26 protein-coding genes, 2 pseudogenes and 2 CRISPR repeat arrays are annotated in these 25,287 nt (G+C 42.3%); of the genes and pseudogenes, 21 read left to right on the top strand and 7 right to left on the bottom strand.

The genetic code is table 11. From position 1 onward, the window contains the following. Positions 1 to 124 precede the first annotated feature (124 nt). The 6 genes from IM473_RS16805 to IM473_RS16780 all read left to right on the top strand — a co-directional run bounded on the left by IM473_RS16805 (position 125) and on the right by IM473_RS16780 (position 6,085). Complete coding sequence (locus IM473_RS16805) at positions 125 to 1,867, top strand: hypothetical protein (RefSeq protein ID WP_287659047.1); 1,743 nt, start codon at positions 125 to 127, stop codon at positions 1,865 to 1,867. A gap of 164 nt (positions 1,868 to 2,031) precedes the next feature. Then, entirely contained in the window at positions 2,032 to 2,400 is a 369-nt protein-coding gene (locus IM473_RS16800; RefSeq protein WP_287659046.1) for a 2Fe-2S iron-sulfur cluster-binding protein, read from the top strand. 14 nt (positions 2,401 to 2,414) lie between these two features. Continuing rightward, positions 2,415 to 3,236: an inositol monophosphatase family protein gene (locus IM473_RS16795; protein ID WP_287659045.1), complete on the top strand. Its 822-nt coding sequence runs from the start codon at positions 2,415 to 2,417 to the stop codon at positions 3,234 to 3,236. A gap of 53 nt (positions 3,237 to 3,289) precedes the next feature. Further along, positions 3,290 to 4,228 carry a J domain-containing protein gene (locus IM473_RS16790; protein WP_287659043.1) on the top strand — a complete coding sequence of 313 codons (939 nt, stop codon included), beginning with the start codon at positions 3,290 to 3,292 and terminating at the stop codon, positions 4,226 to 4,228. Positions 4,229 to 4,266: 38 nt separating this feature from the next. Further along, positions 4,267 to 5,484, top strand: a complete 1,218-nt coding sequence (locus IM473_RS16785) for an ATP phosphoribosyltransferase regulatory subunit (RefSeq protein WP_287659041.1) — start codon at positions 4,267 to 4,269, stop codon at positions 5,482 to 5,484. 88 nt (positions 5,485 to 5,572) lie between these two features. Next, a complete protein-coding gene (locus IM473_RS16780; protein WP_287659040.1) occupies positions 5,573 to 6,085 on the top strand; it encodes a dihem cytochrome c family protein in 513 nt (170 codons plus the stop codon). A 47-nt stretch (positions 6,086 to 6,132) separates the two neighbouring features. Here the strand turns inward: IM473_RS16780 and IM473_RS16775 are convergent, their stop codons facing one another. Beyond that, complete coding sequence (locus tag IM473_RS16775; protein ID WP_287659038.1) at positions 6,133 to 6,996, bottom strand: helix-turn-helix domain-containing protein; 864 nt, start codon at positions 6,994 to 6,996, stop codon at positions 6,133 to 6,135. A gap of 233 nt (positions 6,997 to 7,229) precedes the next feature. Between IM473_RS16775 and IM473_RS16770 the strand changes: the two genes are divergently transcribed. After that, positions 7,230 to 7,733: a MogA/MoaB family molybdenum cofactor biosynthesis protein gene (locus tag IM473_RS16770; protein WP_287659037.1), complete on the top strand. Its 504-nt coding sequence runs from the start codon at positions 7,230 to 7,232 to the stop codon at positions 7,731 to 7,733. 1 nt (position 7,734) lies between these two features. Here the strand turns inward: IM473_RS16770 and IM473_RS16765 are convergent, their stop codons facing one another. Continuing rightward, complete coding sequence (locus IM473_RS16765) at positions 7,735 to 8,346, bottom strand: DUF8692 domain-containing protein (RefSeq protein ID WP_287659035.1); 612 nt, start codon at positions 8,344 to 8,346, stop codon at positions 7,735 to 7,737. A gap of 134 nt (positions 8,347 to 8,480) precedes the next feature. Between IM473_RS16765 and IM473_RS16760 the strand changes: the two genes are divergently transcribed. The 3 genes from IM473_RS16760 (at position 8,481) to hpsU (ending at position 10,923) form a co-directional block, all read left to right on the top strand. After that, positions 8,481 to 9,146 (top strand): urease accessory protein UreF, encoded by a 666-nt coding sequence (locus IM473_RS16760; RefSeq protein WP_287659034.1) that lies wholly within the window; start codon positions 8,481 to 8,483, stop codon positions 9,144 to 9,146. Between the two features lie 230 nt (positions 9,147 to 9,376). After that, complete coding sequence (locus IM473_RS16755) at positions 9,377 to 10,327, top strand: glycosyltransferase family 2 protein (RefSeq protein ID WP_004268158.1); 951 nt, start codon at positions 9,377 to 9,379, stop codon at positions 10,325 to 10,327. Positions 10,328 to 10,332: 5 nt separating this feature from the next. Further along, the gene (gene hpsU, locus IM473_RS16750) at positions 10,333 to 10,923 is read left to right on the top strand and encodes a hormogonium polysaccharide biosynthesis acetyltransferase HpsU (protein ID WP_287659033.1); all 591 of its coding nucleotides are present in this window, start codon (positions 10,333 to 10,335) and stop codon (positions 10,921 to 10,923) included. A gap of 64 nt (positions 10,924 to 10,987) precedes the next feature. Here the strand turns inward: hpsU and IM473_RS16745 are convergent. Next, positions 10,988 to 11,248, bottom strand: a pseudogene (locus IM473_RS16745) (Txe/YoeB family addiction module toxin). Continuing rightward, positions 11,241 to 11,501, bottom strand: coding sequence for a type II toxin-antitoxin system Phd/YefM family antitoxin (locus IM473_RS16740; RefSeq protein ID WP_024971330.1), 261 nt, complete (start codon positions 11,499 to 11,501; stop codon positions 11,241 to 11,243). The pseudogene IM473_RS16745 and the gene IM473_RS16740 overlap by 8 nt, the downstream one beginning before the upstream one ends. Positions 11,502 to 12,000: 499 nt before the next feature. Beyond that, positions 12,001 to 12,330: direct repeats of the CRISPR family, unit length 37 nt; unit sequence GTTTCCAACTAATCCTATTTGACCTAATAGGTAAGGA. Between the two features lie 554 nt (positions 12,331 to 12,884). On the opposite strand from IM473_RS16740, the gene IM473_RS16735 reads away from it, so the two are divergent. From IM473_RS16735 to IM473_RS16695, 9 genes are all read left to right on the top strand, one after another. Next, the gene (locus IM473_RS16735; protein WP_287659031.1) at positions 12,885 to 13,487 is read left to right on the top strand and encodes a Uma2 family endonuclease; all 603 of its coding nucleotides are present in this window, start codon (positions 12,885 to 12,887) and stop codon (positions 13,485 to 13,487) included. Positions 13,488 to 13,502: 15 nt separating this feature from the next. Beyond that, on the top strand, positions 13,503 to 14,534 hold the full coding sequence (locus IM473_RS16730; protein WP_110545278.1) for an SAVED domain-containing protein: 1,032 nt from the start codon (positions 13,503 to 13,505) through the stop codon (positions 14,532 to 14,534). A gap of 7 nt (positions 14,535 to 14,541) precedes the next feature. Further along, on the top strand, positions 14,542 to 15,966 hold the full coding sequence (locus IM473_RS16725) for a Cas10/Cmr2 second palm domain-containing protein (RefSeq protein ID WP_287659030.1): 1,425 nt from the start codon (positions 14,542 to 14,544) through the stop codon (positions 15,964 to 15,966). Between the two features lie 10 nt (positions 15,967 to 15,976). Continuing rightward, positions 15,977 to 16,948 (top strand): type III-B CRISPR module-associated Cmr3 family protein, encoded by a 972-nt coding sequence (locus IM473_RS16720; RefSeq protein ID WP_287659029.1) that lies wholly within the window; start codon positions 15,977 to 15,979, stop codon positions 16,946 to 16,948. A gap of 142 nt (positions 16,949 to 17,090) precedes the next feature. After that, positions 17,091 to 17,216, top strand: coding sequence for an AbrB/MazE/SpoVT family DNA-binding domain-containing protein (locus IM473_RS16715; protein WP_002757501.1), 126 nt, complete (start codon positions 17,091 to 17,093; stop codon positions 17,214 to 17,216). A gap of 142 nt (positions 17,217 to 17,358) precedes the next feature. Further along, the gene (locus tag IM473_RS16710; RefSeq protein WP_287659028.1) at positions 17,359 to 18,186 is read left to right on the top strand and encodes an RAMP superfamily CRISPR-associated protein; all 828 of its coding nucleotides are present in this window, start codon (positions 17,359 to 17,361) and stop codon (positions 18,184 to 18,186) included. A 19-nt stretch (positions 18,187 to 18,205) separates the two neighbouring features. Beyond that, on the top strand, positions 18,206 to 18,613 hold the full coding sequence (locus tag IM473_RS16705) for a hypothetical protein (RefSeq protein ID WP_287659027.1): 408 nt from the start codon (positions 18,206 to 18,208) through the stop codon (positions 18,611 to 18,613). Positions 18,614 to 18,618: 5 nt separating this feature from the next. Then, positions 18,619 to 20,232 (top strand): RAMP superfamily protein, encoded by a 1,614-nt coding sequence (locus IM473_RS16700; RefSeq protein WP_287659026.1) that lies wholly within the window; start codon positions 18,619 to 18,621, stop codon positions 20,230 to 20,232. 76 nt (positions 20,233 to 20,308) lie between these two features. Beyond that, a complete protein-coding gene (locus IM473_RS16695; RefSeq protein WP_286825753.1) occupies positions 20,309 to 20,458 on the top strand; it encodes a CRISPR-associated endonuclease Cas2 in 150 nt (49 codons plus the stop codon). Between the two features lie 221 nt (positions 20,459 to 20,679). Then, a CRISPR array of direct repeats spans positions 20,680 to 21,544; the repeat unit is 36 nt; unit sequence CCTTACCTATTAGGTCAAATAGGATTAGTTGGAAAC. Positions 21,545 to 21,729: 185 nt separating this feature from the next. Here the strand turns inward: IM473_RS16695 and IM473_RS16690 are convergent. Then, positions 21,730 to 21,855 (bottom strand): annotated as a pseudogene (locus IM473_RS16690) (transglutaminase family protein); the annotation flags it as partial. A gap of 168 nt (positions 21,856 to 22,023) precedes the next feature. Between IM473_RS16690 and IM473_RS16685 the strand changes: the two are divergent. Further along, complete coding sequence (locus IM473_RS16685) at positions 22,024 to 23,475, top strand: GTP-binding protein (RefSeq protein WP_287659025.1); 1,452 nt, start codon at positions 22,024 to 22,026, stop codon at positions 23,473 to 23,475. Between the two features lie 66 nt (positions 23,476 to 23,541). Here IM473_RS16685 and IM473_RS16680 read toward each other — a convergent pair whose 3' ends face one another. Beyond that, positions 23,542 to 23,838 (bottom strand): type II toxin-antitoxin system RelE/ParE family toxin, encoded by a 297-nt coding sequence (locus IM473_RS16680; protein ID WP_002737690.1) that lies wholly within the window; start codon positions 23,836 to 23,838, stop codon positions 23,542 to 23,544. Next, positions 23,823 to 24,011 carry a hypothetical protein gene (locus IM473_RS16675; protein WP_002737442.1) on the bottom strand — a complete coding sequence of 63 codons (189 nt, stop codon included), beginning with the start codon at positions 24,009 to 24,011 and terminating at the stop codon, positions 23,823 to 23,825. Before IM473_RS16675 ends, IM473_RS16680 begins: the two co-directional genes overlap by 16 nt. Positions 24,012 to 24,364: 353 nt before the next feature. Here IM473_RS16675 and IM473_RS16670 point away from each other — a divergent pair, with 353 nt between their 5' ends. Further along, the gene (locus IM473_RS16670) at positions 24,365 to 25,057 is read left to right on the top strand and encodes a Crp/Fnr family transcriptional regulator (protein WP_287659024.1); all 693 of its coding nucleotides are present in this window, start codon (positions 24,365 to 24,367) and stop codon (positions 25,055 to 25,057) included. Positions 25,058 to 25,287 lie beyond the last annotated feature (230 nt).

The following is a 25,287-nucleotide window of genomic DNA, read 5'->3' as shown; positions in this document are numbered from 1 at the left end:
TCGGGCTACATCAAATGTTCCAAAAAAATATAGAAGAGCTAATGCAAATTAGCCGCTATCGGTTGAAGGATTACATCAAAGGACAAAGAGCGATATCGCTTGCCCTATCTACCTTCTAGCTCGCTTGTCCCCCTCTCAGTTTCGCAAGTCAGAATTAACTAATCTCAGAGAAAAAGCGAAAACTCCTATCGGTCAAGCTATTATCGCCCAATTAAACAACAGTTTACAAGAAAAAATTTATTACGATGGTTATGTGCCTAATGGTGGTTATCATGCCACAGGTCATTGTTTTTTAGCAATTTTAAATCAAGATAGAAAATCAGCAGAAACTGCCTGGGAAATTCTCGAAAAAACCCGAAAAAATCGGGGAAGGAGAGTCTTAGAACAATCTCCAATTGTCGCCGGAGTCGCTCTCGCCTACGATCTTTGTTATGATTTTTGGGAAGAAAATCGCCAACGGGAAATTACTGGCTGGTTATTCAGTGAAAGTAAAAAACTTCTCAAAGGCGATTCACCCAAAAATGGCTGGAATGGAGACACAGTTAGTAACTGGAATGCGCGGGCCAGAGGTGCGGCAGGATTAGCCAGTTTAGCGATTCTCAAGGAGGATTTACCGCCCGATCCTCTCTATTATCCCTCGGCACAGGTGGAAATGGCCAAACGTCACATCGAACGCTATTTTATCACAGCTATCGGCGATCAAGGATTTGGCACGGAAGGAGATTTATACACCACCGAACCCATGGTTCTCGCTGTTTTTCCTTTTCTGCAAGGGTATCGAAATAGTCTCGGATTAGACTTAGTAACTGGTTCCTCGGCAGCCCAATTAATCCCCCATTATTTAACCAGAATTGTCCCTAAAAATGGTCAATTATTGATTCCTGCTTATGGCAGACATCAGATGTTTGTAGGAGTGTCTTTATTAACTATCGGATTGGGAATTACCGATAAATCATGGCTACCAGCAATAAAATGGCGATTACAAGGTCAAGAAAAACAACTTTTTCACCCCCATTATCCCCATATTGCTCCTTTTCTCCTCGCTGCTTATCCATCTAATCTTACTCCAGAAAATCCCGCTCGCCAACTTGACCGGGTTTTAGTTGATCAACAAAAGGGATTTTATGCTTTTCGTAATCAGTGGCAAAATGAAGAGGATTTTGTCGCTAGTATCTATCTCAAACAGCAACCTTTTGTGGGGGGATGGTCTTTTCCCGATGTCGCTAGTGTGAGAATTTGGGGATTAGGAGGACATTGGGCGAGTTTTGAGGGGTCAGAAGGTGACTGGAACTCGGAAAATACGGTTATTTTCCCGAAAACCACGCCTTGGAGCCAAGCAAAACCGATGGCTTTTCAATCCAGTCCCGATGGTTCCGGAGTAATTACGTTAAAAACTGATAAAATCATGGTTAGAGGAGCTAATCCACCAGCAGGAGTGGCTCTAGTTCGTTCTTTCGCCGTCGATTACAGTCTATCCTCTGGTTCTCCTGGATTATTCGTCTTGATGGATAAATTATTAGGTAAAGTCGATGAACCAGAATTTATTAATAAAACTTGGGTGATGAATACACAGGGAAATGTCACTCTCGGAAAAAATAGTTTTACTATCACTCAAAATGGCGCAAATATGCAGGGAACTTTTATCACTCCCGTGACTTTAAGAGTCGAGAAAACTAATACAGGTGAGCGCATTTTAGCCACGGGTAGCGAGGAATTTTTTCTGGTGATGACCGTGCAGAAAAGTCGCCCCCCAGCAGTTAAAATTATTGGCAAGGGATTAGATGCGATCGTGCAAATTGGCTCCCAGGAAATCTCAATTATCGACGGTGCAGTTAGATTAAAAGAGATGAATTTTAAACAGCCATAAAAATTGGCAAGTGACCCAAGAAAAGTTAACAGTTGTCAAGGATAATTGTAAAGATGATGACTATTTGAGCAATTATTGATGATATAATCGAGACTGCTGACCAAAATAGACCCTAAATTTAGAACTATCTAGAATTGCATCTATAATTTCCGGCTAACTAAACTATGACTAAATATCATCAAATCACCGTTCACAATCGTCAGACCGGCGAAAAATTTGTCACCACCGTTCCAGGGGATAACTATATACTGCACAGTCTGGAAAAACAGGGCTATCAATTACCCTTTTCCTGTCGCAATGGAGCTTGTACCAGCTGCGCGGTCAGGGTATTGTCAGGAGATATCCACCAACCAGAAGCGATCGGACTATCGCCGGAATTAAAAGCCAGAGGTTATGCTTTACTTTGTGTCAGTTATGCCCGTGGCGATCTGGAAGTGGCCACCCAGGACGAAGATGAAGTCTATGAATTGCAATTCGGTCGCTTTTTTGCCCGTGGGAAAGTGCGTTTTGGTTTACCCTTAGATGAAGAATAGATTCGGGATTAATCGTGCTAGATACCAGCAGCCAATTAGAAAAATACCTAGACATTGCCAGTGAAGCCGCCCTAGCGGCGGGAACACTTATCCTCGATAATTGGGGTAAAATCGAGACAATAGAAGAGAAAGGGCGATCGGGCGATTTAGTGACGGAAATAGATCGTCGAGCAGAAACAGAAATTCTCAAAATTATTGGCCGTCACTTTCCCAAACACGGGATTTTAGCGGAAGAATCGGGAAAACTGCCAGGGACCGATAGCGACTATCTCTGGGCGATCGATCCTCTCGACGGAACCACCAACTATGCCCACGGTTATCCCGTATCCGTCGTCTCCATCGGACTACTGATCGCAGGGAAAGCAGCAGTGGGAGTCATCTATAATCCCTTTAGAAAGGAACTATTTCGGGCAGCTCGGGGTTTGGGGGCCACCCTGAACCGTCGTCCCATCCATGTCTCCCGGACCAGTGAACTAGAAAAAAGTTTACTGGTGACGGGCTTTGCCTACGATCGCTGTCAAACCCCCGATAATAATTATGCCGAATTCTGTTATCTCACCCATCTGACCCAAGGGGTACGCCGCAGCGGTTCCGCTGCCAAAGACTTAACCGATGTGGCCTGTGGGCGCTTAGATGGTTATTGGGAACGAGGAATTAATCCCTGGGATCTGGCCGCAGGAGTTATTCTGATCGAAGAAGCTGGGGGTAAAATTACCGCCTACGATGAGAGTCCTTTTTTGATAGAAACGGGGCGAATCCTGGCTACTAACGGACAGATTCACACCCCCTTAAGCCAAGCTCTGCAAAAAGCGGCCTCTTGGAGCTTTCAGTTTTAATTCTTTTAATATTTATTACGATTATCATTTTGATTAAAGTTAGGATACTCTCTATGATTTTTCCAATTTCCCAGGGATTATTTCAATATGATTTAATCGATCACTTCGCTATTTTAGGAGTCTCGATCGATGCCGAACAGGAGGAGATTCGTGAGCGTTACTTAAAAATCGCCTATAAAATCCATCCTGATACCTGTCGCACTTACACCACCGATGAAAAGAAACGGGCTAATCAGTTACTTTCAAAATTAGTTAACCCCGCCTACGAACATCTGGGCCGCGACCCATCTCGCGAAGAATTTCGGCTGGTTTTAGCACAAATGGGCAAGTCAATGGGGAGAGATTTGAGTAAAATCACCATCAGTAGCGAACCAGCTAGAAAACTAGCCCAATCTAGCGCTAACTACGAATTAGCCTATCAAAAAATCCTGCAATCTTTGGCGATCGATCAATATACCGCCCTGGAAAATACCTATCAGAAAATCGCCCAACTCAGTGAACTCAATCTCGTTTATCTGATCTTAACCGAAGGTCAGGGCAACAGGAAAACCACCCCGAAAGTCTTTATCTCCCAGGGCAATACTAACCAGTCCGAGTTAGTTAGAGCGGCTGTCACCACGTCAGCTCGGACTAAAAGCAAAGAATCGCCCCTAGAAGCCTATATTCGCCGCGCCCAAGCCTCTCTTGACGAAAATAACCCCGCCCAAGCTTTGCGAGAATTGCGCGATGCCCTGCGGCAAGAACCGGATAATGGCATCTGTCACGCCCTGATCGGTTTAGCCTACCTGCGACAAAATCAACTGTCCATGGCCCGGGTTCATATCAACCGGGCCTGGAAAACCAGCCCCCAAGATGCGACGGTGATTAGGTGCAAACGGGAACTAGATAAAGTAGTTAATTCTAAGATTGAAATGCCAGACCAGAAAGAACAAAAAGAGGAAGGAGAGCGCAAGGGCGGTTTTTGGTCTCGATTTGGTGGTAAAAAGAAATAGGACTGACCAGTGCCACCGATTTTGATTAGCAAACTCCCATGATTCATCAACCCCCGGCGGGGACAAGGGATTTATTACCCCTAGAAGTTACCCAAAAAGGCTGGATTAACGATCGCCTTCAGTCTGTCTTTCAGCGTTGGGGCTATCAAAGGATCGTCACCTCCACCATTGAATGGCTCGATACCCTCACCGCAGGCGGTACGATCGATCCCAGCACCGTGATCCAACTCCACGGGGATAGTCAAGGACTATCGGGATTACGCCCTGAATTAACCGCTTCCATTGCGCGTAGTGCCGTCACCCGCATGAGTGGGGAGTCCTATCCCCAACGTCTCTGTTATCGGGCTAACGTTTTTCGTCGCCCTAGCGCCAGTTATCACGGTCGTCAAGTGGAATTCTATCAAGCAGGGGTAGAACTGCTCTTTTCTGGCGGTTTACTAGCTGATGCCGAGATTTTACTGCTCCTGGCTGACTGTTTCGATAGTTTGTCCGTCCCTAACTGGCAGATTATTTTAGGAGAAGCGGGTTTGACTCGTTCGCTACTTTCTCCTTTTCCGGATCCCTTACGCGAACAGGTGAAGCGCTGTTTAGCCCTCCTCGACTACGTTAGCCTCGAAAATCTTCCCTATCCCAACGAAACCCTCCGGCAGCAAGCCCGACAATTATTTCACCTGCGCGGTAATCCTGAGGATGTCCTCGCACAAGTGGCCGTATTAGCCCAGGAAGAATCGGCCCAAAAAGCCGTTAATAACCTTAAATCCCTAGTAGAGCTGCTTAATGCCGATCGCTCTGGGCCTTTCCCCCTAATTCTCGATTTAAGTCTGATTCAAACCTTTGATTACTACACCGGCATCGTTTTTAAAGCGGTTAGTGATCACCGGCAAAATCTCAGTATTTTAGGCCAGGGCGGACGCTATGATCAATTATTGGGCGTTTTTCATCCCCAAGGCCAATCGGCTCCGGGTATCGGTTTTTCCCTGAATATCGAAGAACTGCACGAAAGTTTATTATCAGGGCAGACTTTACCCACTCAAGCTCCCCCCCTCGACTGGTTGCTTATCCCTTTGGGTAATAACGCCCAGATAGCGACTTTTAGTAAGGCTCGCTCCCTTCGCACCAGTGATCCGAATCTGAGGGTGGCGATCGATTTAGGTGGTCGCAGCGAGGCACAAATTCGTACCTATGCCCGCGATCGAATGATTAAAAATCTCGCCTGGGTGCAAGAAGATGGTTCCGTGAGCGAAGAATCTCTCTAAAAAGGGGCAAAAACAGCGAAAATCCTGCTGCCTTCTGCCCGCTGCTATAGGAATCTATAATTGTGTTCAATTACTCCTCATCCCAGTCATGCCTTCCAGCGGTCAAGTGAAATCGATTTTTTTTCTGATCCTCTTTCTCCTCAGTATTCTAGGGGGTATTCTACTGGCTTCGCTACTTCAACAACCAGCGATCGCCCAATCGCCGTCCTCGGATACATTGCTAAATCGTTATCAAATTGGACAGCAAACCTATCTAGAAAATTGTGCCACTTGCCATATTGCCATTCCTCCCAGCATCCTACCCAGTCAAACTTGGAAAAAAATCCTAGAAAATCCTGATTCTCACTATGGTATCCGTTTAAAACCAATTGTCGGCATTACTCAGCGTCTTATCTGGGATTATCTCAGTTATTCTTCCCGCCCTCTTACCCAGACTACTTTTGTTCCCCTCCTAATTGAACAGTCCAGCTATGTAAAGGTTTTGCATCCTAGGGTCAATTTACCCACTCCTATCGGTCATACCACCTGTGTCAGCTGTCATCCCAACGCTTCCCGCTACGATTATCAGACCCTTACCCCCATCTGGGATAATGCAGCTTAATCAGTGATCAGATATGAGTTTTTAGTTCACTGATTACTGATTACTGTTTACTGATCACTGAGAGGAGGTGCAGTTAGGGTCATTTCGCCGATTTGGCCAGCTTTACCCATTAATTGGGCAGGGTTTTCGTTAAGAGAGATTTTAACAGCGCCAGCATTGCCCGAGCGAATATTTAAACTCTTTTGGGCTGTCCAAGTTTGTTTGGTCCCGGGTTGGAGAGTGCCTTCATGGACTTTTTTGCCATCGGCAATTACCCTTACCCAAGCGGCCTGTTCAATAGTTACCTCGGCTGAGAGGGGAACTTTTGGCTGAGGAGAAGGGGAAGGAGAGACTACTGGTGCGGGAGGGACTACTGGTGCCGGGGAAACCAGGGGGGAAGGAGAGGGAGTAACGGTAGGGAGGTTAGAGAGAGGGGGACGGAGGAAAAGATAGCCAATACCACAAAATATGCCCGCCAGCAAGCCTAGCCAGAGATAAATTCCGAAAAAGGTTGATTTAGTTGGTTGGGGGCTAGTTTCTGGGGCTGGTTTTTCTGGTTTCACCCGTTCCACTTTTGGGGCAGCGGGTTCAGCCTTGGGGATAGGGGTAACTTTTGTGGGCAGTGTTTTCGGGATAGTTACCTCTTGGGCTAATTGTTCCGCACTAGGAGACAAGCGATCGGCTAAAGCTTTACCATCAATTTTTAGGGCATCACCGTAGCGTTTGATAAATCCCTTGACATAAATTAATTCTGGTAATTTCTCCCAATTCCCCGTTTCCAACGCTTCTAGCATTGGCAATCTAATCATCGTCAGGGCGGCGATATCGTCTATGCTCAGGCCGCTTTCTTCTCGTTTTTGACGTAAATAAGTCCCGATTTCCTTGATTTGTTCGGCTTGTAGGGGACTGAGTTGACTCATAATTCCAGTCATAATCTATACCAACTTAGATGATAATCTCGATTTTGTTATTTTGGGATAATCTGTTCTCTAGAAGATCCTTTTAACTTGTCGTCATTACCAGCGAAAAAGTGCCAAAAACCAGCAAAAATCGGCAATACTTGCAAAAGTTAAGTTTTTTATCCTAGGGTGACTGCACTGGCCAGCTAGTACATACGTTTGTTCTCAATGCTTGTTTTTCTCGAACTCTCAGCTTATCCCTAATTATGACCTTTATTCCCCATCCCGACACCATCACCCTTAACCTTACCTGTGCCGTAGTCACGGTGAGCGATACTCGTACCCCAGAGACGGATAGGAGTGGCCAAATAATTCAAGAGTTACTAACTCGATCGGGTCACGATATCGGCCTATACTTAATTATCCCCGATGAACCCTCACAAATTCAAGCAATTTTACCAGAAATTAGCAATCAAAATCAGATAAAAGTCTTAATTCTCAATGGGGGTACGGGTATTGCTCCTAGAGACACTACCTACGATGCTTTAGTACCTTTATTAAGGATCACTTTGCCCGGTTTTGGCGAATTATTTCGTTATCTCAGTTATCAAGAAATTGGCTCCCGTGCCATGGCATCGAGGGCGATAGCTGGGGTTTATCAAAACTTATTAGTCTTTTCTCTCCCCGGTTCCACTAATGCCGTTAAATTAGCCCTAGAAAAACTGATTCTTCCCGAAATTTTACATCTGGTTAAACAGATGAATGGGTAATTTATTTTGATTTGATCTTGGCTGAAATTTCTTGAAAACATACATCCCAAAAATAGCTGGCTAGATTCACCGCGCTTAACAGTTTAGGAATTCCTTCACTTAGACTAGCAAAACCTCGATTTTTAATCTGGAGAAGATCAATAGCGATCGCAAAAGTTAAAAGTGCTAAAGCGATGATTAAAATTTGGTAAGAAGTTTGTTTTATTCGCCGCCAAAATACTAAACCATAAATCAGAATTGCGAGGGCATAAACAGAGATAGTCAAGAATTTGGGAATATTAAAATAGAGGAGAATGATATGAATTCTGAAGATTTCATTGATGGCAAACAGTCCCGTTATTATGCCAGAAAAAAGTAAAAACTGGCGATAATTATTGAAACTTGCCTCCTGGCACAATAAAGCATAACTAAAAAGGCAAACAATCGGAGGTAAACAACAAAGCAATTGAAAAGAATGGGTTAATAAACCGGCGATCGGAGTTGGGGGAGTAGCGGGAGGATAAAATAAAAGACTAGAGGGTAATTCTGCCCGATCAACCCCAGCAATTAAAGCTAAAATCAAGAGGAGAACGACAAGATTTATTTTCAGAAAATGCTGTTCTCGTGAGGACATAAGTATAGTAGTTTATAATTGTGGCTATTAACCACGGTATAATGCACAAAGTGCCGCTTTCTACTGGCTCGATCTACATACCGAAGTGCCAAGCATTTCCTCAATTGTGTTAGGGACAATTTTCTCGGTTTTCTATGCTCGATCAAAAAGAACTTTTGTGTTTATTACAATTGGCTAGTCCCATTTTACCCGTGGGGGCCTATAGTTATTCCGAAGGGCTAGAAACCCTCGTCGAAAAGGGGATTATCTCCAATAGTGCCACCTTGAATGATTGGTTAGAGCGATCGCTTTGTCAAGGCTCGATTCGCTTAGAAACGGCTGTTTTGGTAAGGGTATATCGTTGTTTTTGTCAAGAGGATTTTACAAAACTTAATTATTGGGATAATTGGTTATCGGCAACGCGGGAAACGGCCGAATTAAGACAACAAAGCTGGCAAATGGGGCGATCGCTGTTAAACCTATTGCGAGAGTTAGCACCGGCCAGAGATAATCTACCAGAAGAGGCTAATTATGCCACCGCCTTTGCGATCGGGGCAAGTCATTGGCAAATTGGCGAAGAATTAGCGGTTTTAGGCTATTTACACAGTTGGGCAAGTAATTTAATCAATGCAGGATTGCGTTTAATTCCCCTTGGACAAACCCTAGGACAATCCCTTCTGATCGGTTTACAGCCCAGTTTATTAACAGCAACAGCAGATATTATCAGTTTAGCCGATGAAAACCTGACCAGTTGGAGTTGGGGGCTAAGTTTTGCCAGTATGAACCACGAAACCCAGTATAGTCGTCTATTTCGCAGTTAGAAATTTAGAGAGGAGAGCAGCAGTCTGGCCGATGGAATTTTTCACTATTTTCAGGGAGAATATCCAAGTCTCTAGGAGTCTCTCTCTTAGGTTCAAGCCTAGGGATAGCGTAAAAAACCGAATAAGGTATAGTAAGATTAAAAAAAAATCTTAGGTCTTAGTTCTCGCTTTCTGAGTAACTAAGGATTTTAAGGAAAGGTGCGAACACTCTACCTAGCCACAGTGTACCAATGTTTAGTCAATCAGAAAAAATTCCCGTTTCGGTGTTGATTCCCGCCAAAAACGAGGAATCCAACCTTCCCGCCTGTTTAGAGAGTGTTGCTAGGGCTGATGAAGTGTTTGTCGTCGATTCCCAAAGTAGCGATCGCTCGATCGAAATATCTACCAACTATGGGGCTAATGTCGTCCAATTTTATTTTAATGGTCGTTGGCCGAAAAAGAAAAACTGGTCCCTCGATAACCTGCCTTTTCGCAATGAATGGGTATTAATCGTCGATTGTGATGAGAGAATCACCCCCGAACTATGGGACGAAATCGCCACTGTAATCCAAGATCCCAACTATAACGGTTATTATCTCAATCGTCGCGTCTTCTTCCTCGGACAATGGATTCGTTATGGTGGCAAGTATCCCGACTGGAATCTGCGCTTATTTAAACATAAGTCGGGCAGATACGAGAATTTAAACACGGAAGATATCCCCAACACGGGAGATAACGAGGTTCACGAACACGTTATCCTCGATGGCAAGGTGGGATATCTGAAAAATGATATGCTGCACATCGATTTCCGCGATATCTATCATTGGTTAGAAAGACATAATCGTTATTCCAACTGGGAGGCGCGAGTTTATTACAATATTCTCACGGGTAATGACGAAAGCGGCACGATCGGAGCGAACCTGTTCGGTGATGCGGTGCAGAGAAAACGTTTTTTAAAGAAAATTTGGGTAAAATTGCCCTTTAAACCGCTGCTGCGCTTTATTCTCTTTTATGTTATCCGTCTCGGTTTCTTGGATGGCAAAGCTGGTTATATCTACGGTCGTCTTTTGAGTCAGTATGAATACCAAATTGGGGTTAAATTGTACGAATTACGGAGATTTGGCGGTAAATTAAACGTTAATACCCATGTTAATCCCCCGATTAAACCCTCGGAACCTCAACCGGTAGAAATGATTAAATAAGTCCTATGTCCCCAGAAATCCGCACCGATGAGGAAGCGTGGCTAAATCTGCGTACCTACGATCAATCTTGGTTTGATCGCGGTCGTTCTAATCCAATTATCCTACTTTGGTGGTTAGTACAGGGAATTCTTTTTCCCCTCAGTTTGCATCAGATGGATAGCTTTCGCTGCGCTGTTTTGCGGCTATTTGGGGCTAAAATCGGCCAAGGTGTGAAAATTCGCCCGACGGTAAGGGTGACTTATCCCTGGAAAGTGGCGATCGGTGATTATACTTGGATTGGCGATGATGTGGTGATTTATAGTTTAGATAATGTTACCATCGGCAGTCATTGTGTGATTTCTCAAAAATGCTATCTTTGCACTGGCAGTCACGATCCCGGCGATCGCTCTTTTGGCTTAAAAACCACTCCCATCCTCATCGGTAATGGTACATGGATCGCGGCCGATTGTTTTTTGGCTCCGGGGGTAAAAATTGGCTCTAATGTTGTTATTGGGGCAAGAAGCAGCGTATTTGCCGATATTCCCGCTCAAAAGGTCGCTTGGGGTAGTCCCTGTCGTCCTCAATACGATAGAAAGATGAATTCTTATAGCAGTTAAGCTAAGAGGCATTTTATCAGAGATTATTGCCGCAAACACGCACCCGACAAAATCAGCGATCGCACTAATCTTGGTAATGATAACGACAGGAAAGAACTGTTAGATAATCATCATCGACAACATAGACAAGGCGATTAGTTTCATCCGTACGAGATCAAAAACCTGACAAATTCTCTCTCAAGGGTTCAGGTTTACCGATTCCTTCAAAAGGATTGGCTAGAGTATCTTGGATGAGCAGATTAATTCTTTTCAGGGTTTTCTTATCCTGAGATTGCCAATAAAGATAATCTTTCCATGCTTTACTACCCCAAGCTAACTTACGCATCAATTAAATCATGTTCTTGTATTTTACCTGCTTGATATTCTGCGATCGCTTCTTCTAGATGTTGAGCATTAGCCGGAGATTTTAAGAGATAAACCGTTTCCATCAGACTGTCATAATAACTTTTAGACATGATGACAACATCTTCTGCATCTCTTCTGACAATAACGGTACAGTTTTTGTCATTGGCTACTGTATCTATTACAGATTTAAGGTTTTTTCCAGCTTCGCTAAAGTTGACAATGTTGACGCTCATCAGAGTTGTACATGGTTAACTACAAGCATTATTATAGTCTGTCCAAAGGAGAAAATGGAAATCCTAGGGAAAACTATCCTAAATCTGGTTGGCAAAACCGAAAGGCTTCAGCAAACGAACCTGAGTGATCGCACTAATTCCTAGAAGGCTTAACGCGGCAATTTATAGCATTTTTATCGATTTTTGTCAAGATATATTTGACACAATTTATTAGAAAAAGGGTTTCTAATTAAAGAGGGCGAATGCAATTCGCCCCTACAATAATATTATTATTATTGTGCCAATGGTAGGGGCGCATCGCGTGCGCCCAGAATGTCCTAAGTAGGTAGGCACAATTATTTGTAGGATGGGTTAGCGGTAGCGTAACATAATCGGGCGTTAGGTTTCATGCTTCAACCCAACCTACGTTCATTTTATATTTAATTCCACCCACCTACTTATAGATATTTCGACAAAATTGAAAGGCAGAAAAAGGGTTTATAAAGAAACCCTTTTTCTAGTTTCCAACTAATCCTATTTGACCTAATAGGTAAGGAAGCACTCTGTGCCGATGCGGACGCTGCTGATCAGTTTCCAACTAATCCTATTTGACCTAATAGGTAAGGTTCCGGGATTTATACGCAGTACCTACTGGAGTAGTGTTTCCAACTAATCCTATTTGACCTAATAGGTAAGGTCGGGGTATCCCGATTATTCAAGAGTTTGCAAAGCAGTTTGGCGTGTTTCCAACTAATCCTATTTGACCTAATAGGTAAGGAAGTTTGAGATCATGAACGCAATGGGTGAGTATGGGTTTCCAACTAATCCTATTTGACCTAATAGGTAAGGAGTACCCCTTGGAAAGTCTCATCGAGAGGGGAAGACAGACCCCCAAATCGACGCACCTGCAAAAAGAGGGTTAAAAAGTGGTCTTGGGGGGGGTAAAAGTCCCGATACCAAAGGGTAGAACCCTGACTGGGAGAGCAATCGACGCACCTCAACCAGAGAATCGGGGTTTTAGGTCGGGGAGGGGGTGCATCGATTTTCAGTCAAGAGTTAGGGGACAAGCTAGATGATGTAGAGATTTGGGGGTGGTTGAGGAGGAGAACCTCCCATCACCAATAATCTAGAGACAGCTTCTTCGGAAATCCCATAGAAGCGCACATCATCCTCTTGAGGATTGACCCTTTCTACTACTTTAGCGTACAGTTTCCGCCTCTCGATGTGTAATTAATTTTGCTTAAGTAATTATCTGTAATTAATTGTCTAGCTACTGATTAAGGAGGGTAGCGGGGGTGGGAGTTTTTTTTAAGGATTTTTTAACCCCCAAAATCCCCCGATTCTGGCGAGCAATCAGTATCATAGATAACAACAACAAGCTATAGGTCTAATCCGATAAAAATCATGACCTACCTATCTCCTAAATTATTCACTTTTGAAGACTTTTTAAACCAGTATGGAGATGACCCACGCTATCAATTAATTGACGGGGAGTTGCGAGACTTGGAACCCACTGGACCTCAGGAATCCGTAGCGGGAAAAATCGCAGGAAGACTGTGGGGAGAAATCTTGCGATTACATCTACCCTGGACAATTCCTAAAAACTGTTTGCTCCGTCCAGAATCGGGTCAAGCTACTGCTTTACGTCCCGATGTCATCATTTTGGATGAAGTGGACTTTAGCACCGAACCTCTCTGGGAAAAACAACCAATTTTAACTAGCTCCCCAGCAATTAAATTAGTGGTAGAAGTGGTTAGTAGTAATTGGCAAGATGATTATGCACGCAAAGTTGAAGAATACTCATCTTTAGGTATTGCTGAATATTGGATTGTCGATTTTCGTGGATTGGGTGGCATCTCTTTTATCGGTAAACCCAAACAGCCTACTTTGACTATTTGTCAGCTAGAAGGTGATGAATATCAACAAAAATTATATCGTCTTTATGAGCGCATTAGTTCGGCAGTTTTTCCCGAATTGTCTCTGTGTCTTCTCGATATTATGCCCTAAATCTCTAGTAAAATTATGCTGAAATCTCTTAAAAATGTCCTGGGTAATCTGCGTCAATATCCCTATAATATTATCTTTAATCCCCTCACCAATGCAGCATTAGCCATCGCCGCTATTTTGGCACTAATTGCCGATCAATTTGGCCAGGGATATTATCTAATTTTTCTGATTACTTTGGCTCTAGTTATCATCGGTATCTGGCTAGAATCTCAGAAATACGACCTCTATAAACATCAGGCGATTCCTCTACCGATAGTGATTAATATTGCTAATCCTGCCGATAGTAATAAGGCTCTGCAATCGCTTTTTAATATCATCGAAACAGAAAATAAATACAAAGATCATCAAAATAATCTTGACCAGTATCTCAATATTAGCGAAACAGACTTAATTTTTAACTACTCCTGTGATATTTATGATCAAGAAATGCTGAGAGCTTTTTTGCAAATACTCCGCTATAATCTAGAGAAACTTAAGAAAAAAACTCCCCAAAATACTATTATTTATCTTGCCTATATCGGTCCGATTAGCGTCGCTATTATGGTCGGCACTATTCTCGCTACCGAAGGAGTAAAAATCTTTCAATATAATAAATCTTCTGATAGTTATTATCCTGTGGTGGAAATTAGCGATCGCAAACTCAAAGAAGATATTAAGGAATACGAAAAATTTGAGCGTGTTGTCACCGAAAAAGGTCAAGATAGAGTAACTATAGCCATCGATGTTTCTTCCCATAAAATTAATCTTAATGATCAGAGTATCGAAAACTACGGCGATTTAATTTATCTGAAAAGTAAAGGCAGTGGTACAATCGAAAAAAATGAAGATTGGCTACAATATTCTAGAGAAATCTTTAAAACTATCAACATCGCTCAACAAAAAAACTATCAAGAGATTAAGCTAGTTTATTCCATGCCTATAACTTTGGGAATACTTGTCGGAATGGCCGTTCAACAATACTGGCCAATTCTCCTAACTCAATACGAAAATTCTACCTACAGAAATCTTATTAATCTTCAGGAATTTAAACTTTATCGAGGACAATAAAGATAAAATGAACTATACTGTAATTACCTTTGCTCCTGTGCAAGGATTCATCGAAAAATCGCGTAAACTAAGGGACTTATACGGTGGTTCTTTTTTATTATCCTATCTTGCCGATGCTATCTGTCAGGCAGCGGATAAATATCCTGAATGTAGCCTTATTTCTCCCGCTTTAATTGACGTTAAAAGAGGAACTCCCAACCAAATCTTAATCGCGGGTAATTTTCCCAAAAAAGAAGCCGAACAAGTCTTCGATGACGCATGGCAAAAAGTGGTTAATAAGTGTCGGGTTTGGATTGAACAAAATTTACCACAATACAATTATACTTGGCGACGAGAATGGAACCTATGGATTAATCATACTTGGGAATTCTTCTGGGCGCAAGAGGACTCGATCGATTGTGCGTTTAAAAGTCTGCAACAGAAAAAATATCAACGAGATTGGACGGGAATTAATTGGCAAGGAGAAAGTTCTAGCTTATCGGGTTCCGATGCCATTGTTTGGTATGGAATGACGGATCAAACCCATCCTTTATATTCTAGTATTTCCCAACAAAATCAGCAAATCACTGAATTTTATCAGCAATTAAGTCAAAAACTTTCTAATGCTATCCTCGATGAAACCGAACGTCTTAGCATTCCCGAATTAGTCAAAAGAATGATTACATTATATGATATTGGCAAGCCTTTAAACCTAGAACTTCCTAAAAAATTTGTGGAACTAAATCGCTACGAGGAAAAATCCTATACAGGATGGTTTCAAGGGGACGGTGACGGGATGGGAAATTACCTAAAAAATCTGTCCATATCCTCAAGAAAAGAATTTAGTCAAAGAATGCGACAATGGGGAGAAGAACTAGAAAATTATCTTAACTTTGGTCGCATTATTTATGGAGGAGGAGATGACTTTCTAGGGGTTTTGTTTTCACAAAAATCAGAACCAAAATTAACCCTACAAGATTGTCTATATTGGTTTGATCAATTTCATCGAGAAATCTGGCCAAAACACGGTTATTCTCAGGATATAACTGTTAGCGTCGGTTTTGTTTGGGCAGCTTCAGGAGTTCCTCAGCGTGACATATTACAACAATGTCGAGAAGCAGAAAAATCCGCTAAAAATCAAGGTAAAAATCGTCTAGCGGTGCGAATCCTTTTTAACAGTGGTAACTATTTAGAGTGGGTTTGTCCCTGGGAAAACTTAAAAGATATCCTCGATAGTTATTGCGATCGCAGTGAAGGAAAAAACTGGACACATTTCTATAATGATATAGCAACTTTAGAAAATCGCCGCGCTTTTACCGATGATAATCACGATATTGCCAATGCAGTTTTTAACCTTTATTTTAATCAAAATATACCCATCGATACCACCTCTCACCAAGATAGAAATAACTGGGTAATTAACCTCTCAAAAGTGGCCAATCATCTCACCTAAACATACAAAAATGCTGCAATATCTGATCATAATTAAACCTTTGGGATTTCTCTACGGTAGCGCCGGTCCGTTTCTGTCTCCAGAAAATCTAGTTGGACGTTCAGGAAATCGTTTTCCCCCCACTGCTGCCACAGTTTCGGGACTATTTGCTCACAGCAATCCTACCAATATTCGCAATTTACAAATTGCCGGCCCTTTTTGGGCAAACAGTGAACAACCAGATAACTTTTTTGTCCCCACTCCCTTTATTTATTTGGCTAAAAAACCCCTCGCAAATTATTTTCAAGACCAAGAAAATAACGACAATGGAAAAATTCAACACACCTTAACATGGCAAGAGAAAGACAGTAAACAAATTGAGGGAAAATTCGATCGAGATAGTTGGATTCCTATCAACCAATGGTATAATCCTCAAAAAGCCTATGGTTCTCCGTGGCAATATCATCCCCATCTCCATCCGCGTTTGTTAGAGGAGCAAAGAAAGGTAAAAACTGGAGAATTATTCCTCGAAAATGCCGTCCAGTTACATCCAGATGCTTGTCTAGTTTATTTAGCTAATCAACCCCTAGAAAATGGCTGGTATCGCTTTGGTGGAGAATCCCATCTAGTGGAAGTTAAATCACTTGAACTAAGCAGCCATCTCCAAACTTTATTTAATCAAGATGTCGGTCAATATTTTGCCCTCATTACTGCCGCAATCTGGGGAACAAATCGCCTATCAACTCGCAATCCCAGTGATTGGCAATTAGAAACCCTCAACACCGAAAGACCAATAACCTATCGTTATCGATTCGGAGGAAAAGATAAAGTTAAGCGCTTATCTAGGGGACGTTATGCAGTTCCCGCAGGAACAGTTTATCGCTTAAAAAACCCCTTACCATCTTGGCAAAATTGGCAGGAATCTTGGTTCCCCAGCGAAGGGGTTTCTCTCAAACGTTGGGGCTGCGGATTAGCCTTACCCTTAGAAAATATTGCCAAATAAAGCCTATAATTATTGAGTAGGGTAAATGAGACGAGAATAAGTGATAGCTATGGCAAAACTAAAAACTAGATTTCCCCGAAAAGCTTTATTAGATTATTGAAAAAGTGGTAATAATCAAGGCTCAAAAATTAGCAAAAATAAAATGCTGCGTATGTTTTTAGATTTTTTGGTAGAAGATGCCTTTAAAAACCCTTCTTCTCTCACTCCTTACACAGAGGAAATGGCTAAAGAAATCGATGAGTTATTAAAGGGTGTTGCAATTGATTAGGACTAAACCTATAGCTTTGTGCTGTCCTAATAGCCTAAATACCACGATCAAATATTAACAAAATCTTAGAAAATCCTGACATTAATGTTAACCTAGTTTAGAATAATCCCTAAGCATCTAAAATACTCACTTTTACCAAAAAATGTATCACAAAAGTTATGGCATACTTGAAACCTTAGCACCGCTTCATGTGGGAGCAACCGCAGGAGAAGAAACAGGTAATCTTAACCTCATTTTTCGCGATCAATTTACCCAAACAGCAATTATCCCCGGTAGTTCTATTCGCGGCCGTTTTCGTGCCGATATGAACAATATAGATGAAAAACGTACATGGTACGGACACGAAGCAATCCCAGGACAAGAAGACGGAGGAACCACCGAAGCAAAAGTTAAATTTGAATATGCTTCCCTCGTTTGGTTGCCGGTATTTTGTCCAGGACAGCCGATAATTTGGGTCACTTCTCCCCTATTATTAAAACGCTACAAACAAATCACGGGAATCTCTGCAAAAGTACCCAATCCTTATACTGCTTCCCCTAGCTTACAAGCGCGAGTAGTGCAGGGAGTTAACCGCAATAGCAAAGTTTTATTTTTTAACTTAGGATTTCTCGAAATTGAACACTTAGAGGAGCTTTCTTCGTGGATTCCCTCGCAAGCGGATTTAAAAGCTTCTCAATTAGTCGTCGTTGATGATAACGATATATCCATGCTGCACGATATGGCACTCTACCGACAAAGCCGGGTTAAACTACTAGAAGATCAGAAAAAAGTCGATACAGAAAAGGGAGCTTTTTTCAATGTGGAAGCTTTACCCGTGGGTAGTGTTTTAGTTTTTCCCATTGCTTGCAAAGAAACAGGATGGCAACCTTTTGGAGAATCGGTAAACCAAAAAGAATTATATTTCGGAGGATTAGAATCCATCGGTTTTGGTCGTTGCCAAGTTACTATTTTAAACTACGCCAATCAATAATTACATTTTATCTAATATTATGGCTTGGAAAGAATACAATCTCGATCGCATTGCTCAGAAATTAGTTCTCGCTGCCAAACTACGGGATCGAGATTCTCTCAATCAATCTTTTAAAATGCGTGAATCCGTTTCCTATGGACTAGAAAGATTCTGGGGTGAACATCTGCGCTTACAATCTAAGGAACCCAATAAAGCACAATACTGGAAAGAAACTTGGGATAAATTAGTCGAAACCATGGCAGAAGCTGGGATTCCTATCCCTAACGATACCGTAGAGGTAAATGATACCGAATCTGTTCAAGCAATGGCAGAAAAACTCTGGGAATTAAAGCTAGAAGACCAGAGAATTACCCTCGCTGTTTTAACGCAACTATGCGATTGTTTAGTTTGGTGGACTCAAAGATATAAAGGAACAAAGGAGCGATAAATTATATGGTTAATATTCCCGATATTGGTGACAAAATCCCCCTGATGTTTCGCGCACAAACCAAAGGGCGATCACAATTACAATATATTGGCTCTAAAAAAGATGAAAATGATAGCCAAAAATGGGTAAAGGAATGGATAGAACGAGTCGATGAAAATCCTCCCCAATTTGGTCAAGAAGTAAAAACCAAAGAATATCAAATATCGTGGCGATTCGTCACTAATGGGGGACAAGATGAAGGAATAATTCGGCCTGTAATGGGTGCTTATGGCATACCATTTTATCCAGGTTCCAGCATGAAAGGAGCCTTTTGTCAAGCTTGCACCCCCGAACAAAAACAACGTTATCACCTCGAAAAAGATAGCGATAACCCTAGTCTTTTGCGCTTCCATGGCGGTTATCCCGTTAATGATTGGACGGAAAATCTTTTAGATATTGTTCACCCGCAACAGGGATGGCAAGTAAAAACCCAAAACACTCGACAAAAACCCGGTGGAGAAAGTGGTTTTGCTTTAATTTCCCTCTATCAACCTACCCTAAAATTTGGCATTTCTAGCTTAATAGAACAACCGGATTGGGAGGAGATTTGGACTATCTGGGAAAGAGCTTTAGAATCTGGTCTAGGATGCCGTGTTAGTAGCGGTTACGGCTTGCCAAAAGACATTAAACCTTCAAAAGAACCTTTATATAAATGTTTTCTGAAAGGGCAAGGAATGGCTCCTAAAAGCCTCGATGGTGAAAAGGAATTTCGACCCAATATTTTTCGAGGAGCAATTCGCGGTCATGCCTTGCGTATTTTTGGCGGTTTAACTGATGCTAAAAATGCAGAAAAATTAGTTAATCAGCTATTTGGAGGAATTGACAGAGAAGCAACCCAAGGTTTACTAGCGATCGATTTTCGTGTCAATTCTCTAGAGTTAGGAACCTTTACCAATGGTTACAACGAACCCACCTACACAGTAACAGGAGAATTGCGCTGGATTATCACCCAATCTCTCCCCGAAAACCAGCAAGAATGCTTAAAAAAATTAATTCGTTTCCTCACTCGTTTTGCTATGTTATTAGGAGGATTTGGTAAATCGTGGCGACGAGCAGATCATAGTATTTTCTATGAGGATTATTATCCCAATAAACCCTTAATTGGCTGTCATTGGCAATGGGGGGATAAAAGTTCTTTAATCAACGATAATAAAGTCAGAGATTTAACCCACGTTCATCCCTTTATCAAAGATGTTCGCACTATTGCTAAAGAATGGATGACCTTACAAAATATCCCCATCACTCCCAATAATAGTGCTAACTGGCGAGAAAGTTGGCATCCTAAAAAAGTCGAGGTTTGGGGAAGAATTGCTGAAGATAAAGATGACTCCCTAGCCATCAAATGGCTTCACAAAGCCTATCAAAAACTGGATAATTTAAGTATCTATAAAACCTCAGTGACAGGAAGTATCGAGCAAATTGGTCGTCTTTGGCATCGAATGTATCCCCAAAATAATCATCAATACCTAGAATTATTAACAATTTTTCCTGATGACTTTGATGATTGTGCTTATTTTCTAGGTTTTCTAGACGAGAATAATGGTAAAGAGAGCAAATTTCAAAAACTTTGGCCGAAATAATCCCGTTCAAAGTTAAGTACTGCGCGCAAAATTAATTACACATTTCGATAAAGCTTTTGCCTTTTACCTCGACCAGATGCGGAAACTATACGCTAAAGTAGTAGAAAGGGTCAATCCTCAAGAGGATGATGTACGCTTCTATGGGATTTCCGAAGAAGCAGTCTCTAGGGTGTTGGTAATTGGAGGTTCTCCTCCTCAACCACCCCCAACTGTCTATATCATCTAGCTTGTCCCCCAACTCTTGGCTGAAAATCGATGCACCCTCTCCCCGACTCCCAAAACCCCGATTCTCTGGTTGAGGTGTGTCGATTGCTCTCCCCGTCAGGGTTCTACCCTTTGGTATCGGGACTTTTACCCCCCCACTACCACCTTTTTACCCTATGGATTGCAGGTGCGTCGATTTGGGGGTCTGTCTTCCCCTCTCGATAAGGCTTTCCAAGGGGTACTCCTTACCTATTAGGTCAAATAGGATTAGTTGGAAACAGAAATTTCTTCTTCAAATGCACGAAGAAATTTTCCTTACCTATTAGGTCAAATAGGATTAGTTGGAAACGTTCATCTGCAGCGCAGAGGCTGCATTGATATTTTTTTCCTTACCTATTAGGTCAAATAGGATTAGTTGGAAACCTCTCACCGCCAGTAGCAATGATCGCTTCTTCGTAGTCCCTTACCTATTAGGTCAAATAGGATTAGTTGGACACAAATCCGTATAGGACATTCCGCTTAATTGCAATAATCTATCAACCCTTACCTATTAGGTCAAATAGGATTAGTTGGAAACAGTATCGCTAATTCTTTTTCAATTACCTGATGACTGCAAACCTTACCTATTAGGTCAAATAGGATTAGTTGGAAACAGTACAAGATATTTGCTACTCGTTTTTAATTGGCAATCGTACCACCTTACCTATTAGGTCAAATAGGATTAGTTGGAAACAAAGAAGCAGAACCGATAAAATCTGTAAAGAAAGTATTTTACACCTTACCTATTAGGTCAAATAGGATTAGTTGGAAACAAGCGAAAATGCGCTATTGAAAATAAACTTTACCCCTTACCTATTAGGTCAAATAGGATTAGTTGGAAACGCTATCACCTCTAAAGTACCAGATGCCAGCGTTCGGCCCTTACCTATTAGGTCAAATAGGATTAGTTGGAAACATTACATTGCTCTGTCCGCCGTCTTCGAGGATGTTATTGCCTTACCTATTAGGTCAAATAGGATTAGTTGGAAACTTTAGAGTCATCGTGTCCACCGAATCGTATGTTGACTCAGTGCCTTACCTATTAGGTCAAATAGGATTAGTTGGAAAACAGAAAAAGGGTTTCTTTTAGAAACCCTTTTTCTAATAAATTGTGTCAAATATATCTTGACAAAAATCGATAAAAATGTTAGAATCTAACGGCAATCTTCGCTTTATTGCATGAGTAGAAAACGGGTTTCTCCGAGAAACCCGTTTTCTGCGATCGCTGGTCAAGGAAAAACCCGATAATTTCCCCTATTCCCTGGGATCAAAATCTGGCAGCGTCCCCAGCTTGCGAATGGTCACTTTAACATCCATAGACAAAAAGTCATCGGCATCACCAAACCAAAAACCGGAAAGAGGAATGATTTGACCGGGATGACATCCTCACCGTCCGTTTTACGGCGGTGAGGATGTCAACCTGATTATCCTTGATAATAAGCTGGTTATAATTAAATTGAAGATGGATACCCCCTTGATAAGGGGAGTATCTGACAATTTTTAACACCCACCCACTCAGTCACTGATAACTGATAACTGATAACTGAAATGACCTTTGACCCGTTCCTCGATCGAGCTTGGAATACCGAAGACCTAGAACAAGCGCTTCGAGGTGTCGGCACTATTCAAGAAGAACTCAACTATAATCAGGCGCGCAATTCTCTGAGCAAACTTGTTGAGCGTCTGGATCTTACCTCGATCGAGAAAATTGGTCTAGAAGCGGAGATCGATCGCCTAGTGGCCCTGCTAGAAAAACTCGATCGATCCCTGATTCAAATTGCCGCTTTTGGTCTGGTGGGCCGGGGAAAATCCTCGATTTTAAATGCTCTGGTCGGTCAAGAAATCTTTACGACCGGTCCCCTACACGGAGTTACCCGCACCATTAAAGGGGTAAATTGGCAGTTGAGCAGCGATGATACTTTCCCCAATCTAGCGCGTCTGACCCTGAACGGCCAGGGTAATGCTCAGGTGCAATTGCTTGATACTCCCGGTATTGATGAGGTAGATGGGCAAACGAGGGAAATTCTCGCCTGTCAGGTGGCGCAGCAGGTGGATTTAATCCTTTTTATCATCTCCGGTGATATGACCAAAGTGGAATTTTCCGCCTTGGCCAAGTTACGCGAAGCGGGAAAACCGATGATTTTGGTCTTTAATAAAATCGATCAGTATCCAGAAGTCGATCGCCTCGCTATCTATGAGAAAATCGCCTCAGAACGGGTGAAAGAATTACTCTCCCCCGATGAGATTGTTATGGTGGCGGCCTCTCCCCTCCTGACGGATACCGTCAAGGGGCAGGATGGGCGGCTAAAAACGCAACGATTTCGCGGAAACCCCCAGATAGAAGCTCTGAAACTCAAAATTTTGGAAATTCTAGAGCGAGAGGGTAAATCGCTCGTAGCACTCAATTCTATGCTGTATGCGGACGAGGTAAACGAGCAAATTGTCGCCCGCAAAATGGCTATCCGCGATCGCGGGGCTAATCAATTGATTCAAAAAGCAGTGATGATCAAAGCATCGGCGATCGCTCTCAATCCAGTGACGGTGTTGGATCTGTTTACGGGAGCAGTTATCGATCTAGCCATGATTCTCGCTCTTTCTCGCTTATACGGCATCGATTTAACTCGTCGGGGAGCGATCGCTCTTTTACAAAAAATTGCCCTCAATATGGGGGGTATTAGTGCCAGCGAATTTTTAGCGGTTTTGGGCTTAAGTTCCCTCAAAGGACTGCTCGGTCTCTCGATTCCTGCCACTGGCGGCATTTCTCTCCTTCCCTATACTTCGATCGCCCTGACTCAAGCGGGAGTTGCCGGTGTATCCTGTTACGCGATCGGCCAAGTGACGAAAACCTATCTCGCTAATGGGGCCACCTGGGGACCCGATGGCCCGAAGGCAGTGGTGGCCAGTATTCTCGATTCCCTCGATGAAACCTCGATTCTCAACCGGATTAAGCGGGAATTAGGCTCAAAATTGGCGGGTGGGGGACTTTTCAGTGATCAGTAAACAGTAAACAGTAATCAGTCAACTGAAAACTCAAATCTGATCAGTGATCACTGATCACTGACTCGATCAATCCAAGAAATGCTTACTATGGACGATCGCCGCTATAATAACTACCGCCCCTTGAATTTGATAGATCAGACGGTAGGCATAGGCAGACTTTTCTCGGATGGTATCATCGCTAAATTCGGCGCATTTTTTCGCTTCTAGGGGACAATTTTCTAAAGAATAGCTTATATCAAGAATTCGGCGCACGACGGCCGCCGCATAGGAAGGGGAATCTCGACTAATATAAGATGCGATCGCATCCACGTCTTCAATTGCTTTGGGCGACCAGACAAGGCGATAATTCACTCGATCAGCCATTTGTTTAAAAGACCCTCAACTTCTTCTTGGGGGATTGTATTCTCCAGAGAGGCAGCGTTCAAACTTTGACGCACCTTCTCCAGAACGTATAAATGATACTGAATATCTTCAATTGAACAATCATCTGGTAATTGATTCAAGAGGGATTCAACTTTTTGTCTAATGCTATTCATACAAGTTTTACCGAAGTTTTTAAGGAAAAGTATAAATTTAAGTTATCTATCAACTATCATCTATCATTTATCATCGGATAGAAAATTATAGTTACGCATCCTATCCTAAGCCATAGTCCCCAGAAAAGCGAGAAAAAGTTAAAAATAGATAGGGTGATTATCTAGCTTTTGTAACATGGGGGCGGCGATACTGTTAAGAATACTTAATAATTCTCCTATCTGCTCAATCCCCGCAACTTTTAGGGATTATTGACCGATAACCATCTAGCTGCCACAAGACCCCCCCAATCGCAGAAATTTTTTGTTACATTAGTTTACAGTTCCCTCAACGCCCCAGTGGGTTATTAATTTTAATGTCTTCTTCGGTTCCTTCGTCGGATTTTATACCCTTAATCGGTCAAGAAACAGAAATCTTTAACTGGGCAAAATCCCATTATCGTAACCATACCTTTGCCAAAGATGAAAAAGTAGCCACGCGCCCCGGACTGTTATACTTTGTGGAATCTGGGGCGATTCGTATTCTTGGTAAGGCACAAGTTAACGTTATCGACCAAAAATTCCCCCGTCAACCACCTATTGCCGATAGTGAGGAAGTATTTCTCGGTTTTGTGGGTGCAGGTCAACCTTTTGAGATTGTTTCTCAATTTCCCTTTCAATTACAAGCCCAAGCTCATCTAGACGAGACCGAATTAGTCTGGTTATACTGGGAAGACCTAGAACAATGGCCACAATTGCGATCGGCTGTTATGGAAACTTTTCGCCATCAATACCAGCGTAAGTTATTTTGGTTGAGTATTCTCGGTCAAAAACGCTCCCTCGATCGATTAATGGGGTTCTTGGTTTTATTATTGGAAGAATACGGTCAACCCTGTGTAGAAGGCTATTATCTTCCCTATCCCCTAACTCACGCTCAAATTGCCAGCGCCATCGGCACTACCAGAGTAACAGTAACAAGATTAATCGGTAAATTGCGACAACAAAATTCGATCTTTTTTAAACAAGATAATCTGATCGGATTGCCCAGCTTGTTTTTGAGTCAGAATTAATTTTTCTGCGGTGTTGCTGACTCACGCTATGAATGCTAACTGTGCATCCTATCCAAAAGTTAAGTAGGTAGGCGTTAAAAGTTGTCAGACACCCCCCTTATCAAGCTATCCATTAGTCGGAGCTTTCTTAACAAAAAGAGAAGAAACTTAAAAAAAGGGGAAACGATTGATAGGTATAGTTTTGAAAGAAGGAATCAAGGTGGAGGTAAGCAAAAAAATGGAGAAATGGG

This window comes from Microcystis sp. M015S2, from assembly GCF_020245945.1.
Classification (GTDB): domain Bacteria; phylum Cyanobacteriota; class Cyanobacteriia; order Cyanobacteriales; family Microcystaceae; genus Microcystis.
The sequence above is the reverse complement of the archived record's forward strand: the minus strand, read 5'-3'. Positions and strand labels throughout refer to the sequence as shown.

Coding starts and splice junctions, on each gene's coding strand:
- IM473_RS16800 (WP_287659046.1), top strand. CDS start 2,032: ATGACTAAATATCATCAAATCACCGTTCACAATCGTCAGACCGGCGAA.
- IM473_RS16790 (WP_287659043.1), top strand. CDS start 3,290: ATGATTTTTCCAATTTCCCAGGGATTATTTCAATATGATTTAATCGAT.
- IM473_RS16785 (WP_287659041.1), top strand. CDS start 4,267: ATGATTCATCAACCCCCGGCGGGGACAAGGGATTTATTACCCCTAGAA.
- IM473_RS16780 (WP_287659040.1), top strand. CDS start 5,573: ATGCCTTCCAGCGGTCAAGTGAAATCGATTTTTTTTCTGATCCTCTTT.
- IM473_RS16775 (WP_287659038.1), bottom strand. CDS start 6,996: ATGACTGGAATTATGAGTCAACTCAGTCCCCTACAAGCCGAACAAATC.
- IM473_RS16770 (WP_287659037.1), top strand. CDS start 7,230: ATGACCTTTATTCCCCATCCCGACACCATCACCCTTAACCTTACCTGT.
- IM473_RS16765 (WP_287659035.1), bottom strand. CDS start 8,346: ATGTCCTCACGAGAACAGCATTTTCTGAAAATAAATCTTGTCGTTCTC.
- IM473_RS16760 (WP_287659034.1), top strand. CDS start 8,481: ATGCTCGATCAAAAAGAACTTTTGTGTTTATTACAATTGGCTAGTCCC.
- IM473_RS16755 (WP_004268158.1), top strand. CDS start 9,377: ATGTTTAGTCAATCAGAAAAAATTCCCGTTTCGGTGTTGATTCCCGCC.
- hpsU (WP_287659033.1), top strand. CDS start 10,333: ATGTCCCCAGAAATCCGCACCGATGAGGAAGCGTGGCTAAATCTGCGT.
- IM473_RS16740 (WP_024971330.1), bottom strand. CDS start 11,501: ATGAGCGTCAACATTGTCAACTTTAGCGAAGCTGGAAAAAACCTTAAA.
- IM473_RS16735 (WP_287659031.1), top strand. CDS start 12,885: ATGACCTACCTATCTCCTAAATTATTCACTTTTGAAGACTTTTTAAAC.
- IM473_RS16730 (WP_110545278.1), top strand. CDS start 13,503: ATGCTGAAATCTCTTAAAAATGTCCTGGGTAATCTGCGTCAATATCCC.
- IM473_RS16725 (WP_287659030.1), top strand. CDS start 14,542: ATGAACTATACTGTAATTACCTTTGCTCCTGTGCAAGGATTCATCGAA.
- IM473_RS16720 (WP_287659029.1), top strand. CDS start 15,977: ATGCTGCAATATCTGATCATAATTAAACCTTTGGGATTTCTCTACGGT.
- IM473_RS16715 (WP_002757501.1), top strand. CDS start 17,091: ATGCTGCGTATGTTTTTAGATTTTTTGGTAGAAGATGCCTTTAAAAAC.
- IM473_RS16710 (WP_287659028.1), top strand. CDS start 17,359: ATGTATCACAAAAGTTATGGCATACTTGAAACCTTAGCACCGCTTCAT.
- IM473_RS16705 (WP_287659027.1), top strand. CDS start 18,206: ATGGCTTGGAAAGAATACAATCTCGATCGCATTGCTCAGAAATTAGTT.
- IM473_RS16700 (WP_287659026.1), top strand. CDS start 18,619: ATGGTTAATATTCCCGATATTGGTGACAAAATCCCCCTGATGTTTCGC.
- IM473_RS16695 (WP_286825753.1), top strand. CDS start 20,309: ATGCGGAAACTATACGCTAAAGTAGTAGAAAGGGTCAATCCTCAAGAG.
- IM473_RS16685 (WP_287659025.1), top strand. CDS start 22,024: ATGACCTTTGACCCGTTCCTCGATCGAGCTTGGAATACCGAAGACCTA.
- IM473_RS16680 (WP_002737690.1), bottom strand. CDS start 23,838: ATGGCTGATCGAGTGAATTATCGCCTTGTCTGGTCGCCCAAAGCAATT.
- IM473_RS16675 (WP_002737442.1), bottom strand. CDS start 24,011: ATGAATAGCATTAGACAAAAAGTTGAATCCCTCTTGAATCAATTACCA.
- IM473_RS16670 (WP_287659024.1), top strand. CDS start 24,365: ATGTCTTCTTCGGTTCCTTCGTCGGATTTTATACCCTTAATCGGTCAA.